Source organism: Saccharothrix obliqua (assembly GCF_019375475.1).
Classification (GTDB): Bacteria; Actinomycetota; Actinomycetes; order Mycobacteriales; family Pseudonocardiaceae; genus Actinosynnema; species Actinosynnema obliqua.
The window spans coordinates 252,317-266,273 of sequence record NZ_JAHXGQ010000007.1; the positions used below are offsets into that span (position 1 = coordinate 252,317).

The 13,957-nt window shown below is 74.1% G+C and carries 13 protein-coding genes; 4 read left to right on the top strand and 9 right to left on the bottom strand.

Features of this window, described 5'->3' with window-relative positions:
- Positions 1-15: 15 nt before the first annotated feature.
- On the top strand, positions 16-543 hold the full coding sequence (locus tag KZQ38_RS23000; RefSeq protein ID WP_219444357.1) for an RNA 2'-phosphotransferase: 528 nt from the start codon (positions 16-18) through the stop codon (positions 541-543).
- Positions 544-601: 58 nt separating this feature from the next.
- Here the strand turns inward: KZQ38_RS23000 and KZQ38_RS23005 are convergent, their stop codons facing one another.
- Genes KZQ38_RS23005 through hisD form a run of 4 tightly spaced genes read right to left on the bottom strand, consistent with a single transcriptional unit; the run spans position 602 to position 3,769 of the window.
- Positions 602-757, bottom strand: a complete 156-nt coding sequence (locus KZQ38_RS23005; protein WP_219444359.1) for a CG2302 family histidine operon protein — start codon at positions 755-757, stop codon at positions 602-604.
- On the bottom strand, positions 757-1,356 hold the full coding sequence (gene hisB, locus KZQ38_RS23010) for an imidazoleglycerol-phosphate dehydratase HisB (protein ID WP_219444361.1): 600 nt from the start codon (positions 1,354-1,356) through the stop codon (positions 757-759). Before hisB ends, KZQ38_RS23005 begins: the two co-directional genes overlap by 1 nt.
- Positions 1,353-2,456, bottom strand: a complete 1,104-nt coding sequence (locus KZQ38_RS23015; RefSeq protein WP_219444363.1) for a histidinol-phosphate transaminase — start codon at positions 2,454-2,456, stop codon at positions 1,353-1,355. Before KZQ38_RS23015 ends, hisB begins: the two co-directional genes overlap by 4 nt.
- Complete coding sequence (gene hisD / locus KZQ38_RS23020; RefSeq protein ID WP_219444365.1) at positions 2,453-3,769, bottom strand: histidinol dehydrogenase; 1,317 nt, start codon at positions 3,767-3,769, stop codon at positions 2,453-2,455. Before hisD ends, KZQ38_RS23015 begins: the two co-directional genes overlap by 4 nt.
- A 567-nt stretch (positions 3,770-4,336) precedes the next feature.
- Here hisD and KZQ38_RS23025 point away from each other — a divergent pair.
- Complete coding sequence (locus KZQ38_RS23025; RefSeq protein WP_219444367.1) at positions 4,337-5,647, top strand: M14 family metallopeptidase; 1,311 nt, start codon at positions 4,337-4,339, stop codon at positions 5,645-5,647.
- Here KZQ38_RS23025 and KZQ38_RS23030 read toward each other — a convergent pair.
- Together KZQ38_RS23030 and KZQ38_RS23035 are read right to left on the bottom strand one after the other, a co-directional pair.
- Positions 5,628-6,803: an aminotransferase class V-fold PLP-dependent enzyme gene (locus KZQ38_RS23030; protein ID WP_308258535.1), complete on the bottom strand. Its 1,176-nt coding sequence runs from the start codon at positions 6,801-6,803 to the stop codon at positions 5,628-5,630. The two genes, KZQ38_RS23025 and KZQ38_RS23030, sit on opposite strands and share 20 nt — an antisense overlap.
- A 99-nt stretch (positions 6,804-6,902) precedes the next feature.
- Positions 6,903-8,447: an ABC transporter substrate-binding protein gene (locus tag KZQ38_RS23035; protein WP_308258536.1), complete on the bottom strand. Its 1,545-nt coding sequence runs from the start codon at positions 8,445-8,447 to the stop codon at positions 6,903-6,905.
- A gap of 29 nt (positions 8,448-8,476) precedes the next feature.
- Between KZQ38_RS23035 and KZQ38_RS23040 the strand changes: the two genes are divergently transcribed.
- Both KZQ38_RS23040 and KZQ38_RS23045 read left to right on the top strand, forming a co-directional pair.
- Positions 8,477-9,250 carry a carbon-nitrogen hydrolase family protein gene (locus KZQ38_RS23040; RefSeq protein WP_219444371.1) on the top strand — a complete coding sequence of 258 codons (774 nt, stop codon included), beginning with the start codon at positions 8,477-8,479 and terminating at the stop codon, positions 9,248-9,250.
- Between the two features lie 118 nt (positions 9,251-9,368).
- Positions 9,369-10,430: a DUF2382 domain-containing protein gene (locus KZQ38_RS23045; protein WP_219444372.1), complete on the top strand. Its 1,062-nt coding sequence runs from the start codon at positions 9,369-9,371 to the stop codon at positions 10,428-10,430.
- A gap of 52 nt (positions 10,431-10,482) precedes the next feature.
- Here KZQ38_RS23045 and nadC read toward each other — a convergent pair whose 3' ends face one another.
- The 3 genes from nadC to nadA are packed head-to-tail and all read right to left on the bottom strand — an operon-like array spanning position 10,483 to position 13,942.
- Positions 10,483-11,313, bottom strand: a complete 831-nt coding sequence (gene nadC, locus KZQ38_RS23050; protein ID WP_219444374.1) for a carboxylating nicotinate-nucleotide diphosphorylase — start codon at positions 11,311-11,313, stop codon at positions 10,483-10,485.
- Entirely contained in the window at positions 11,310-12,926 is a 1,617-nt protein-coding gene (locus KZQ38_RS23055; RefSeq protein ID WP_219444376.1) for an L-aspartate oxidase, read from the bottom strand. The genes nadC and KZQ38_RS23055 overlap by 4 nt, the downstream gene beginning before the upstream one ends.
- On the bottom strand, positions 12,923-13,942 hold the full coding sequence (nadA, locus tag KZQ38_RS23060; protein ID WP_219444378.1) for a quinolinate synthase NadA: 1,020 nt from the start codon (positions 13,940-13,942) through the stop codon (positions 12,923-12,925). Before nadA ends, KZQ38_RS23055 begins: the two co-directional genes overlap by 4 nt.
- Positions 13,943-13,957: the final 15 nt, after the last annotated feature.

Genomic DNA, 13,957 nt, shown 5'->3' on the forward strand with positions numbered 1-13,957 from the left:
GCTCCACTGTGCGCCGTGCAAGAAGCAGAAGTGATCCGCCTCTCCAAGCGGATGTCGCGCCACCTCCGGCACCGGCCCGAAGCGGTCGGCCTCACCCTCGACCCCGCGGGCTGGGTCGACCTCGACGCGTTGGTCCGCGCGCTGCGGACGACCCGCGCGGCGGTGCTGGAAGTGGTGGCGCGCAACGACAAGCAGCGGTTCGCGGTCGAGGGCGACCGGATCCGCGCCAACCAGGGCCACAGCGTCGAGGTCGACCTCGGCCTGCCCGCCGCCGAACCACCCGCCGTGCTCTACCACGGCACCGCGGAGAAGTCCCTGCCCGTCATCGAGGCGGAGGGGCTGCGGCCGATGTCCCGGCACGACGTGCACCTGTCCGCCACCGCGGACACCGCGCGGCGGGTCGGCGCGCGGCACGGCCGGCCGGTGGTGCTGGCGGTCGCGGCGGCGCGGATGCACGCCGCCGGCCACGAGTTCCGGGTCACCGCGAACGGCGTCTGGCTGACCGCCGCCGTCCCGCCGGAGCACCTGTCCCGCGAGGGTTAGGAACGCGGGACGGGTTCACCGATCGCGCTCGACCGGGAACGCCGCGCGGCCCGCGAACCTAGACCAGCCAGGCGATCGCGCCGCCGACCGCGACGACGACGAGCACCGCCAGCGCGATCGACAACCCGCGGGCCGTCTTCCACGTGCTGTACACGCCGCCGATCAGGAAGCCCGCGAGCGCGAGCAGCCCGATGACCACGTACTCCTTGGGCATCAGAGCACGCCCTTGGTGGACGGCACCCCGACCACCCGCGGGTCCGGCTCCACGGCCGCGCGCAGTGCCCGCGCGATTGCCTTGAACTGGGCTTCCGCGATGTGGTGCGGGTCCCGCCCGTACTCGACCCGCACGTGCAGCGCGATCCCGGCGTGGAACGCCAGGGAGTCGAACACGTGCCGGTTCAGGACGAACGGGTAGTTCCCGCCGATGGTGAACGTGGTGAACTGCTCCGGCTCGCCCAGGTGCACGCAGTACGGCCGGCCCGACACGTCGACCGCCGCGTGCGCGAGCGTCTCGTCCATCGGGATCCACGCGTCGCCGAACCGGCGGATGCCCGCCTTGTCCCCCAACGCCTCGCGCAACGCCTGCCCCAGCACGATCGCCACGTCCTCGACCGTGTGGTGGGCGTCGATCTCCACGTCACCGGTGGCGCGCACCACCAGGTCCAGCGAGCCGTGCACGCCGAACGCGGTCAACATGTGGTCGTAGAACGGGACCCCCGTGTCGATCTCCACCTCGCCCGTGCCGTCGAGGTCCACCTCGACGTGCACCGACGACTCCTTCGTGGTCCGCTCCACCTTGCCGACCCGGCTCACCGGTCAACCTCCTTGCTCGCCGCCAGGAACGCGTCGTTCTCCTCCGGAGTGCCGACCGTGACCCGCAGATGACCTTCGATGCCGACGTCCCTGATCAGCACGCCCTGCTCCAGGTAGGAGCGCCACGCCGCGCCCGCGTCGGCGAACCGCCCGAACAGCAGGAAGTTCGCGTCGCTCGGCACGACCTGGAAACCCATGCCCGCCAACGCCTCCGCCACCCGGTCGCGCTCGGCGGCGAGCCGCGCCACCGACCCGAGCGTCTCGTCCGCGTGCCGCAGCGCCGCGCGTGCCGCCGCCTGCGTGAGCACCGACAGGTGGTAGGGCAGGCGCACCAGCAGCAACGCGTCCACCACGGCGGGCGCGGCGGCCAGGTAGCCCAGCCGACCGCCCGCGAACGCGAACGCCTTGCTCATGGTGCGGCTGACGATCAGCTTCGCCGGGTGCTCCGCGAGCAGCGCGACGGCGCTGTCCCGCGCCGAGAACTCGGCGTACGCCTCGTCCACCACGATCACGCCCGGCGCGGCCTCGACCAGCACCCGCAGGTCGGCCGGCGGGATGCTCTGCCCGGTCGGGTTGTTGGGGCTGGTCACGAACACCACGTCCGGCCGGGTGTCGGCGATGGTCTCCGCCGCGCGCGCCACGTCCAGCGAGAAGTCCGCGCGCCTGGGCGCGGGCGTCCACCGGGTGCGCGTGCCGGCGGCGATGATCGGGTGCATCGAGTAGGACGGCTCGAACCCGAGCGCGGTGCGCCCCGGACCGCCGAACGCCTGGAGGACCTGCTGGATGATCTCGTTGGAACCGTTGGCGGCCCACAGGTTCCGCTCGGTGAGCGGCACACCGGTGGCCGTCGCCAGGTAGGCCGCGAGGTCGGTGCGCAACGCCACCGCGTCGCGGTCCGGGTACCGGTGCAGCCGCGCCGCGACCCGCTCCACCTCGCGCGCGACGTCCGCCACCAGGCCCGGCGTGGGCGGGTAGGGGTTCTCGTTGGTGTTGAGCCGCACCGGCACGTCGAGCTGCGGCGCGCCGTACGGCGTGCGACCACGCAGGTCCTCGCGCAGCGGCAGGTCGGTCAGGGCCACGCGGTCGCCGACGGCGCTCATCCGCGGAACCTCGCCGTCACGGCCTGGCCGTGCGCGGGCAGGTCCTCGGCCTCGGCCAGCGCCACCACCCGCGCCGCCACGTCGCGCAGCGCGGCCTCGTCGTAGTCCACGACGTGGATGCCGCGCAGGAACGTCTGCACGGACAGCCCCGACGAGTGCCGCGCGCAGCCGCCGGTCGGCAGCACGTGGTTGGAGCCCGCGCAGTAGTCGCCGAGCGACACCGGGGAGTGCGCGCCGACGAACACGGCGCCCGCCGCGCGCACCCGTGCCGCGACCTCGCGCGCCGACGCCGTCTGGATCTCCAGGTGCTCGGCCGCGTAGGCGTCGACCACCCGCAACCCGTCGTCCACTGTGGACACCAGCACGGTGCCGGACTGCCTGCCCCGCAACGCCGTGCGGATCCGCTCCTGGTGCTTGGTGACCGCCACCTGGCGCTCCAGCTCGGCGTCCACGGCGTCGGCGAGTTCGACCGACGTGGTGACCAGGACGCTCGCCGCCAGCGTGTCGTGCTCCGCCTGGCTGATCAGGTCCGCCGCGACGTGCACCGGGTCGGCGGTCCCGTCGGCGAGCACCGCGATCTCGGTCGGCCCGGCCTCCGCGTCGATGCCGATCAGACCGCGCAGCAGCCGCTTCGCGGCGGTCAGGTAGATGTTGCCCGGTCCGGTCACCAGGTCGACCGGGACGAGGTCGGCGCCGTCGGTGTCCACACCGCCGTGCGCGAGCAGCGCCACGGCCTGCGCGCCGCCGACCGCCCACACCTCGGTCACGCCGAGCAGCGCGGCGGCGGCCAGGATCGCGGGGTGCGGCCGGCCGCCGAACTCGGCCTGCGGCGGCGAGCACACCACCAGCGACTCGACGCCCGCGGTCTGGGCGGGCACCACGTTCATCACGACGCTGGACGGGTAGACGGCGAGGCCGCCCGGCGCGTACAGCCCGACCCGCGCGACCGGCACCCAGCGCTCGGTCACCGTCCCGCCGGGGACGACCCGGGTGGTGGTGTCGGTGCGGCGCTGGTCGGCGTGCACCCGGCGGGCGCGGGCGATGGACTCCTCCAGCGCGGCGCGCACGCCCGGGTCCAGTTCGGCCAGCGCGCGGTCCAGTTCGGCCGGCGGCACCCGCACGCCCTCGGGGCGCACGCCGTCGAACCGCTCGCCGAACTCCAGCACCGCCTCGACACCGCGGTCGCGCACCGCCTCGACGATGGGCCGCACATGGTGCAGAACCGCGTCGACGTCCACTTCGGCGCGCGGCAGCGCGGCGCGCAGTTCGGCGGCGGACGGGACTCGACCTCGCAGGTCGATGCGGTTGAGCATGGGGTCAAGGGTAAGCCGTCCGGCCGAACCCCCCGCGCCCACACCCCGGTACTCCCATGATTCGAAACGGGTTTCGCGTACGGGCCGGATGGTGGTCGCGGGAGCGGGGCGATGGGCGGAGGCGGAGCGGGCGGCGGGGCCGGGCGGGTGCCGGCGAGCCGGGCGGGCGGAGTCGGGCAGGCACGCGGGCGGGACCGGGCGGCGGGACCGCGCGAGCCCGGCAAGCGGAGTCGGGCAGGCGCGTGGGCGGGACCGGGCGAGTCCGGCAAGCGGGGCGGCCGGGCAGGCACGCGGGCGCGGGAAGGGGCGGTGCGGGCGAGCGGGTTCGGGCAGGCGCGTGGGCGTGGCCGGCCGGGGCGAAGCGAGCAGGGCGGGCTGCGGCATCGGTGTGCGGACCGCCGTGGAGGCCCGCGGCGGGATAAGACCACCGGGGCGTTCTGGTCTGTCAACTGTCAGCCCGGGTACCCGTCAGGAACCCGACAAACGGGGGCTATGTCGATCTGTTACACCCGCGCCACGCTGCGTAGGCACAACTCCGTCGCAAACCCTGCTGATGATGGAGGGGCAATGTCCCGAAAGCGGCGCGGCCTTGTGGCCGCCGCGCTCGGCGTGTGCTTGACCATGGTGCTCCCCCTGAACACCGTGACGGCGCAGCCGAACACCAACAGTTCGCCGCAGCGGACCGTGTTCGAGGTCACCGCGGACAGCCCGGAGGCTCGCACCAGGGTCGCCCGGACCGGCGTGGACGTCCTCGGCGCCAACGGCCCGACGCTCACCGTGATCGCCGAGGCCCGGCAGCAGTGGGCGCTGCGCGCCACCGGCCTGCCGCTCAAGGACCTGGGCGACGCCGACGCCCAGCTCGCCGCGCTCGGCAAGGCCGACTTCACCGACCGCGCGGGTGGTGTCGACCCGCAGGACTTCCCGTCCGGCTACACCGGCTACCACAACTTCCAGGAGACGGTCGCCGAGCTGAACAAGACGGTCTCCGACCACGCGAACCTGGTGAAGCTGAGCAGCCTCGGCAAGTCGTACGAGGGGCGCGACCTGTGGGCGCTCAAGATCAGCGACAACCCGGGCGCGGACGAGAACGAGCCCGAGGTGCTGTTCACCTGCAACCAGCACGCCCGTGAGCACCTGACCGTCGAGATGTGCCTGCGGATCATCAAGAAGTACACCGACGGCTACGCCACCAACCCGACCATCAAGAACCTGGTCGACAGCCGCGAGATCTGGGTGGTGCCCAGCGTCAACCCGGACGGCGCGGAGTACGACATCGCGTCCGGCAGCTTCCGCGCGTGGCGGAAGAACCGGCAGCCGTCCAACGGCACCGACCCCAACCGCAACTGGGGCTTCAAGTGGGGCTGCTGCGGCGGCTCCAGCGGCAGCCCGTCCAGCGAGACCTACCGCGGCCCGTCGGCGTTCTCCGCGCCCGAGACGCAGCGCGTGCGCGACTTCGTCAACAGCCGCGTGGTCGGCGGTGCGCAGCAGATCAAGACGCACATCGACTTCCACACGTACTCGGAGCTGATCCTCTGGCCGTACGGCTACACCACCGCCGACACCGCGCCCGGCCTGGACGCCAACGAGGCGAACGCGTTCGCCACCCTCGGCCGCCGCATGGCGGCGACCAACGGCTACACCCCCGAGCAGTCCAGCGACCTGTACGTCACCGACGGCAGCGTCAACGACTGGATGTGGGCGCAGCACAAGATCTGGAGCTACACCTTCGAGATGTACCCGAAGTCGTCGAGCGGCACGAGCGGGTTCTACCCGCGGGACACCCAGATCGAGCCGCAGACGGCGCGCAACGACAGCGCCGTGGAGCTGTTCCTGACCTACTCGGACTGCGTGCCGCGCATCACCGGCCGCACCTGCTGACCGCTTCCACCGCCTGATCGACCTGCGCGGGCTCGACGAAGTAGTGGGGTGACGCCCGCACGACCTCGTCGAGCCCGCGCCTGGTCATGTCCAGCAACGTCGAACCCGCGTGGCTGGTGGTCACCACGACGCCGCGCCCGGCCAGCTCGTCACGCACCTCCACGGCGCCGCGCCCGGCGACGGTGAACGTGACGATGCCCGCCCGGCGCTCGCCGATGTCGCGCACCTCGACGCCGGGCAGCTCCCGCAGTCCCGCCCGCAGCCGTTCGGCGCGGGCGCCGACCTCGTGCGCGATCTCGGCCAGGCCCAGGTCCAGGGCGTACCGGGCGGCGGCGATCAACCCGAGCCGGTCGGCGATGCTCGCCTCCCACAGCTCGAACACCCGCGCGTCGGTCCGCAGCTCCACGCGGTCGGGTGCGACCCACTCGCCGCTGTGCAGGTCCACCAAGCGTGGCCGCAGCACCTCCCGCGCCCGCCGGCGCACCACCAGCACCCCGGTGCCGCGTGGTCCGCGCAGCCACTTGCGGCCGGTGGCGGAGACCAGGTCCACGTCCAGCTCGGCGGCGTGCACGGGGAGCTGGCCGAGCGACTGGCAGGCGTCCAGCAGGACCAGCGCGCCCACCTCGTGCGCGGCGGCGGCGACCTCGGCGACCGGGTTCACCAGGCCGCTGTTGGTCGGCACGTGCACCAGCGACACCAGCTTGACCCGCTCGTCCAGCATGGACCGCAGCGCGTCGACGTCCACCTGCCCGACCGCGTCGGACGGGATCGCCTCGACGGTCGCGCCGACCTGCGCCGCCCGGTGCAGGACGGGGATCGCGTTGCCCGCGTACTCGACCTCGGTGACCAGCACCCGGTCGCCCGCGCCGAGCGGCACGGCGTCGAACGCGGCCAGCCAGGAGCGGGTGGCGCTGTCGGTGAACGCGATCTCGTCCGGCTCCGCCCCGAGCAGCTCGGCGAACACCCGGTAACCCGCGGCCAGGTCGTCGGCCCGCTCCCGCGCGGCGACGTACCCGCCGACCTCGGCCTCCCGCCGCAGGTGGCCGATCACCTCGTCGAGCACCGGCCGGGGCGGCAGCGACGACCCGGCGGAGTCGAGGAACACCCGCCCGCTCGCGGCGGGTGTGTCGGCGCGCACGGCGTCCAGGTCGATCACGGTGAGGCCCCCCGGTGTGCTGGTTCGCGGACCCCTCCCGTCTACACCATCGGACGGGCCGGGCGCGAGGGTGATCGCGACGCGGTGCTTCGGGCGCGCTCAGCGCGCGGACCACTTCTCCAGGTTCCACCACGGGCCCCAGGACAGCGGGCCGTGCGTGTGCGGGTCCACGACCTCCTGGTAGCCGGTCCAGTTGTCCCGCAGCACGTACGTGTGCTGCACCGCCGCGAGCACGACCATGCCGGGCGCGGCCAGGTAGGCGTGCTGGAACTGCCGGTACGCCACCGCGCGCTGCGCCGGGTCGAGCAGCGTGCGCCCGGCGTCCAGGGCGTTGTCGACCCGCGTGTTCCGGTAGCCCCACGGGTTGTCGGTGTGCAGCTCCGGGTACGCGGTGAGGTCGGGGTCGAACGGCGTGCCGCTGCCGTGCAGCAGGGCGTCCGCGCCGAGCCGCGGCCAGATCGCCTCCCAGCTCAGGCCGGCGAGCTGCACGTCGACGCCGATCGCCTTGGCGTCCGCGGCGAACGCCGTCGCCAGATCCGCGCGCACCACGTCGCCGATGGGGTACATGAGCGTGAACCGCGCGGGCACGCCTTCGCGAGCACGCACGCCGTCCGCGCCACGCGTCCAGCCCGCCTGGTCCAGCAGCAGCTCGGCCTGCGCCTTGTCGTACTGGTAGGCCGCGGCCGGGTCGGCGAACTCCGGCATGGTGTCCGGCACCGGCGTGCTCGCCGGGCTGCCCTTGCCGCCCAGCAGGTTCTCCACCAGGCCCGCGCGGTTCACGGCCAGGTTGAGCGCCATCCGCAGCGCCGGGTCGCCGGTGACCCCTCCGGTGGGCAACGTCACGGCACGCAGGTCGGCCGACCGGTGCGTCACCACCCGCATCCCGCCGGCGCTGGTGAACGGCTGCGCGAGCCGCGCGGGCAGCTCCGCGCCGTCGAACTCGCCCGCCTGCATCCGCTGCGCACGCGTGTTGTCGTCGGGCACGAACACCACGGTCAGCTTGCGGATCTCGGGCAGGCCGCCCGCGTGCTCCGGGTTGGCCTCCAGCACGAGCCGGTCGCCCTTGCGCCACTCCACCAGCCGGTAGGGACCGGTGCCGACCGGCGGCACCTCCTTGAGCGGCACGTGGAACGCCTCGCTGGGCAGCACGCCCAGCGACAGCATGTGCGGGAACGCCGCCCACGGCTTGGCCAACGTGAACCGGACCGAGCGCACGTCGAGCTGCTCCACGCCGGTCAGCCCCGCGTACCGGGGGCGCTCGGTCGCGCCGGCCGCCGGGTCGAGCAGCGCGCGGTAGGTGGCGACCACGTCCTCCGGCCCGAACGTCGTGCCGTCGGAGAACTTCACGCCCTCGCGCAGCCGCACCGTCCAGGACAGCCCGTCGGCGGCCGGCTGCGGCAGGTCCTCGGCGAGCTGCGGGCGCAGCGAGCGGTCCGCGCGGTGCTCGTAGAGGCCGTCGTAGATCTTGGACACGCCGTCGCGGCCGTACCCGAGCAGGGGGTTCAACGTGGCGGGTTCAGTGCTGTCGGCGATGACGATCGAGCTGCCGTCCGCGGTGCCTTCCGCGTTGGGCGTCGCCGCCCCCGTGCAACCCGCTACGGCGAGGACGGCGGCCAGGACCAGCGGGGGCAACAAGGAGCGCACGGTGCCTGACACTACCTAGAGTGGGTGATATGCGTGTCGCCCTCTGCCAGATCAACTCGTCCACCGACCCGGCGGCCAACCTCGACCTGCTGCGGGCCGGTGTGGCCCGTGCCGGCGACGCGCGCGTGGTGGTCTTCCCGGAGGCCACCATGTGCCGCTTCGGCGTGCCGCTGGGCCCGGTGGCGGAGCCGCTGGACGGGCCGTGGGCGACCGCCGTGCGGGAGATCGCGGAGGAGCACGGGGTGGTCGTGGTGGCGGGCATGTTCACGCCCGCGCCGGACGGCCGGGTCGCGAACACGCTGCTGGTGACCGGCGGCGGACGTCACCTGGGTTACGACAAGATCCACCTGTTCGACGCGTTCGGCTTCACCGAGTCGCGGACCGTCGCGCCGGGCGCCGAGCCGCTGGTGGTGGAGGTGGACGGGGTCGGCCTGGGCCTGGCGACCTGCTACGACGTGCGGTTCCCGGAGCTGTTCCGGGCGCTCGCGGACCGGGGCGCGGCGGCCGTCGTGGTGGCCGCGTCGTGGGGCGCGGGGCCGGGCAAGCGCGAGCAGTGGGAGCTGCTGGTGCGGGCGCGGGCGCTGGACAGCACGTCGTGGGTGCTGGCGTGCGGTCAGGCCGACCCGGGCGAGGACCTCGGCGGCGCGCCCACCGGCATCGGGTTCAGCACGGTCGCGTCGCCGCTGGGCGTGGTCGAGGGGCAGCTCGGCGCGGAGCCGGGTGTGCTGGTCGCCGACGTGGACGTGGCGGCCGTCGAGCAGGCGCGGCGGGCGTTGCCCGTGTTGGTGAACCGGCGGCTGTAAACCACTACCCGAATCACTTTCGCGGGAACGGCATCACACGACGGAGTGACTAGGGGCACACCTCGCGACCCCTCGGGTAGTCCGCCTTCGCAAGGAATAGCCGGCGAAGGGGTCAAGCATGATCAACCAAGCCGAAGTGGACAGGCTGTACGACTGCGACGTGATCGACTCGCACGGCGAGCGGATCGGTTCGGTCAAGCAGGTCTGGCTGGACGACCGCGACGGGAAGCCCCTGTGGGTCTCGGTCCACACCGGCCTGTTCGGCACCCGTGAGTCGTTCGTGCCGATCCAGGGCGCGAAGGTGGGCAAGGGCCGCATCACGGTGCCCATCGACAAGCAGCGCGTGAAGGACTCGCCCAAGATCGACGTGGACGACGCCCACATGTCCGACGCGCAGCAGGACGAGCTGTACCGCTACTACGACCTGATCCCGAGCGCGAGCACCGGCGAGCACGACCGCATCGCCGGCACGGGCGGCGAGCCGCAGGCGCGGCACGCGGCCGGCGGCCGGGTGGCCGACCAGCGGCAGGTCCGCGAACAGCAGCTGCGCGAGCAGCAGGAACGCGGCCGGCAGGGGCGCGACCAGGGCCAGGCCGCCGGGCGGATGCCCGAGCAGCAGGTTCGCGGTCGCGAGGGCCTGTCCCGGGGTGACCTGGAGCAGCAGGACCGGACGCGGCAGGAGCAGTCGCGTCACGAGCGGGACCGGACCGAGCGGGCGGGCACCCGGCGTGGCGCCGAGTCGGTGACGCGGTTCGAGGAGCGGCTCGACGTCGGGACGCGCCGGGTGGAGACCGGGCGCGTGCGACTGGTCAAGCACGTCGTCACCGAGCAGCAGACGGTGACCGTGCCGGTGACGCACGAAGAGGTCCGCGTGGTCCGCGAACCCGCCGACGGCGACACCGGCGAGGCGTTCACCGAGCAGGAGGCGGAGGTCACGCTGCACGGCGAGGAGCCGGTGGTCAGCAAGCGCGTCGAGCCGGTGGAGAAGGTGCGGCTGGACAAGGAGACCGTCACCGAGCAGCGCGAGGTCGGCGACCAGGTGCGCAAGGAGCGCGTCGACGTGGAGCGCGACGACGTGACGGGCGACGTGAGCCGCAAGCGCGGCGACGTGACCGGCGACCTGGGCCGCAAGCGCGACGACGTGACCGGCGACGCCACCCGCAAGCGCGACCGCGGGTGACGTGCGGTCCGCCCGCGTCCGGACCGGGCAGGTGGACGCGGGCGGTCGCGCTTCAGCGCAGGTCCAGGCCCAGGTCCAGGGCCGGCGCGGAGTGGGTGAGGCCGCCCACCGCGAGGTACCGGACGCCGGTCTCGGCGTAGGCCCGCGCCACGTCCAGGGTCAGGCCGCCGGACGCCTCCAGCTCGACGCCGCCCGCGCGCCGCACCGCCTCCGCGCACTCGGCGACCGTGAAGTTGTCCAGCAGCACCAGTTCCGCGCCCTCGGCGACGGCCTCGTCCAGCTGTGCCAACGAGTCCACCTCCACCTCGCACGGCAGGTCCGGCGCGTGCTCCCGGACCGCGCGGATCGCGGCGGCCACCGAACCGGCCGCGCGCACGTGGTTGTCCTTGATCAGCACGGCGTCGCCGAGCCCGAGCCGGTGGTTCACGCCGCCGCCGCACCGGACCGCGTACTTCTCCAGCAGCCGCAGGCCGGGCAGCGTCTTGCGGGAGTCCCGCACCAGCGCGCCGGTGCCCGCCACCTCGGCCACCCAGGCGGCGGTCAGCGTGGCGACGCCGGACAGGTGGCACAGCAGGTTCAACGCGGTGCGCTCGGCGGTGAGCAGGCCGCGCACCGGACCGCGCAGCACCAGCGCGGGCTCGCCCGGCACGGCCTTCGCGCCGTCCTCGGCACGCGCCAGCACCTCGAAGTCCAGCACCTCCTCGAACACCGCCAGCGCCACCGGGACGCCCGCGAGCACACCGGCCGCGCGGGGCGTCAGCTCGGCGACCGCCACCGCGTCGGCGGGCACCGTCGCCTCGGTGGTCGCGTCCGGCCCGTAACGCAGGTCCTCGGCCAGCGCCGTGGTGACCACGCGGCGCACGTCGTCCATGTCGAGCGTCATGCCACTCCCCTCGATACCGCGGCGGGATCGGCCAGCACCGGCTGACCGGACGGGTTGAGCCGCACCACCTGGCCGCGCCGCCACGCGTCGTCACGCGCCGGGTGGTCGGTGCGCACGTGGCAGCCACGCGACTCGGTGCGCCGCGCCGCCGCCGCGATCAACGCGCGGGCGGCCAGCGTGAGCGCCGCGTCCTCGACCAGCCGCGGGCTGTCCAGCTCCCGGTCCGCGGTGGACAGGTCGAGCACCGAGCCGACCACGGCCAGGCCCTCGGCGTCCCGGCCGATCGCCGCGTACCGGCTCATCACGCGCTGCAACGAATCCCGGTCGGCGACCGGCGCGGTCGGCAGCTCGGCCGTGCCCTGGCAGCGGGCGAGCACGCCCAGCGCCAGGTCCGCCGCGACGGCCTCGGCGGCACGCGTGCCGACCACCAGGCCCTCCAGCAGGCTGTTGGACGCCAGGCGGTTCGCGCCGTGCAGGCCGGTCCGCGCCACCTCGCCCGCCGCGTACAGGCCGGTCACCCCGGTGCGACCGTCCACATCGGACACCACGCCGCCGCACGCGAAGTGCGCGGCGGGCGCCACCGGGATCGGTCGCACGGCCGGGTCGACGCCGGCCGCCACGCACGCCGCGAACACCGTCGGGAACCGCCGCGCGAAGTCCGGGATGCCGGTGGCGTCCAGGAAGACGTGGTCGTCCACGCCACCGGGCGCGTCCGCCAGGTGCCGGGTGATGGCCGCCGCCACCACGTCGCGCGGCGCGAGGTCCGCCAGCGGGTGCACGCCGCGCATCACCCGCGCGCCGGTCGCGTCGACCAGCACCGCGCCCTCGCCGCGCACCGCCTCGGTGACCAGCGGGCACCGGCCGCGCGCGCCACGCCCCGTGTAGAGGACGGTCGGGTGGAACTGGACGAACTCCACGTCCGCCGCCACCGCGCCCGCGCGCAGCGCCAGCGCGAGGCCGTCGCCGGTGGCCACCTCCGGGTTGGACGTCGCCTGGTAGAGCTGGCCCAGCCCGCCGGTGGCCAGCAGCACGGCGGGCGCGGTCAGCACGCCCGGCACGCCGTCGGCGTCCAGCACCAGCAGCCCGCACACCTGGCCCAGCGGCGTGCGCACGGCGTCCACCGCGACGTGCCGCTCCAGCACGGGCACCCGCCCGTCGGCCGTCGCCGCGAGCAACGCCCGCTCCACCTCCGCGCCGGTCGCGTCACCGCCCGCGTGCACCACGCGGAACGCGCTGTGCCCGCCCTCGCGGGTGCGGGCGAGCAGCCCGTCCGCCGCCGCGTCGAACACCGCGCCGCGCTCACGCAGCCGCGTCACGGCCGCCGGACCGCCCGCGATGATCGCCGCCACCGCGTCCTCGTCGCACAGGCCCGCGCCCGCGGTGAGCGTGTCGCGCACGTGCGCGTCGACCGAGTCGCCCTCGTCGTGCTGGTCGGGCAGCACCACCGCGACACCGCCCTGCGCCCAGCGGGTGTTGCCGTCCGGCTGCTCGCCCTTCGTCACGACGAGGACCCGCAGCCCCAGCTCACGCGCGCGCAGCGCCGCCGTCAGGCCCGCGACGCCCGTGCCGACCACCACCAGGTCGGCGCCCGCCTCCCACAGCGGGGTGCTCACTCTCCGCCGCCGGGCTGCCCGATCTCGATCATCCGCTGCACCGCGCCCTGCGCGCGGCGAGCCGTGTCGAGGTCCACGTGCACCTCGTCGCGACCCTCGCGCAGGCAGCGCAGCAGGGCGGTCGGGGTGATCATCTTCATGTACCGGCAGGACGCCCGGTCGTTCACCGCGCGGAAGTCGATCTCCGGCGCGGCGCGGCGGAGCTGGTGCAGCATCCCGACCTCGGTGGCCACCAGCACCGTCTTCGCGCTGGTGCGGCGGGCGGCGGTGATCATGTCGCCGGTGGAGAGGATCTTCACCTGCTCGGCGGGCACCGCGCCCTCGCCCGCGAGGTAGAGCGCCGACGTCGCGCAGCCGCACTCGGGGTGGATGAACAGGTCGGCGTCGGGGTTCGCCGCCGCCCGCTCGGCCAGCTCGGGACCGTTGATGCCGGCGTGCACGTGGCACTCGCCCGCCCAGATGTGCAGGTTGGCCCGGCCGGTCTCGCGCTTCACGTGCGCGCCGAGGAACTGGTCCGGCAGGAACAGCACCTCGCGGTCCGCCGGGATCGACGCCACCACGTCCACCGCGTTGGACGACGTGCAGCAGATGTCCGTCTCGGCCTTCACCTCGGCGGTGGTGTTCACGTAGGACACCACGACCGCGCCCGGGTGCTCGGCCTTCCAGGCGCGCAGCTGCTCGCCGGTGATCGAGTCGGCCAGCGAGCAGCCCGCCCGCTCGTCCGGTATCAGCACGGTCTTGTGCGGGGCCAGGATCTTCGCGGTCTCGGCCATGAAGTGCACGCCGCAGAACACGATCGTCGACGCGTCGCTCGCCGCGGCGATGCGGCTGAGCGCCAGCGAATCGCCCGTGTGGTGGGCGATGTCCTGGATCTCCGGGAGCTGGTAGTTGTGCGCGAGGATCACCGCGTCCTGCTTGCGCGCCAGCTCCAGCACCTCGTCCCGCCAAGCGGCGTCCGGCGCGATGCCGTCGTACGCACCGTCAGAGGTTCGCTCCACGTAGGCGGTAGCGACCATGGGTAATCCTCCTTC

Coding starts and splice junctions, on each gene's coding strand:
- KZQ38_RS23005 (WP_219444359.1), bottom strand. CDS start 757: ATGCCCAAGGAGTACGTGGTCATCGGGCTGCTCGCGCTCGCGGGCTTC.
- KZQ38_RS23015 (WP_219444363.1), bottom strand. CDS start 2,456: ATGAGCGCCGTCGGCGACCGCGTGGCCCTGACCGACCTGCCGCTGCGC.
- hisD (WP_219444365.1), bottom strand. CDS start 3,769: ATGCTCAACCGCATCGACCTGCGAGGTCGAGTCCCGTCCGCCGCCGAA.
- KZQ38_RS23025 (WP_219444367.1), top strand. CDS start 4,337: ATGTCCCGAAAGCGGCGCGGCCTTGTGGCCGCCGCGCTCGGCGTGTGC.
- KZQ38_RS23040 (WP_219444371.1), top strand. CDS start 8,477: ATGCGTGTCGCCCTCTGCCAGATCAACTCGTCCACCGACCCGGCGGCC.
- KZQ38_RS23045 (WP_219444372.1), top strand. CDS start 9,369: ATGATCAACCAAGCCGAAGTGGACAGGCTGTACGACTGCGACGTGATC.
- nadC (WP_219444374.1), bottom strand. CDS start 11,313: ATGACGCTCGACATGGACGACGTGCGCCGCGTGGTCACCACGGCGCTG.
- nadA (WP_219444378.1), bottom strand. CDS start 13,942: ATGGTCGCTACCGCCTACGTGGAGCGAACCTCTGACGGTGCGTACGAC.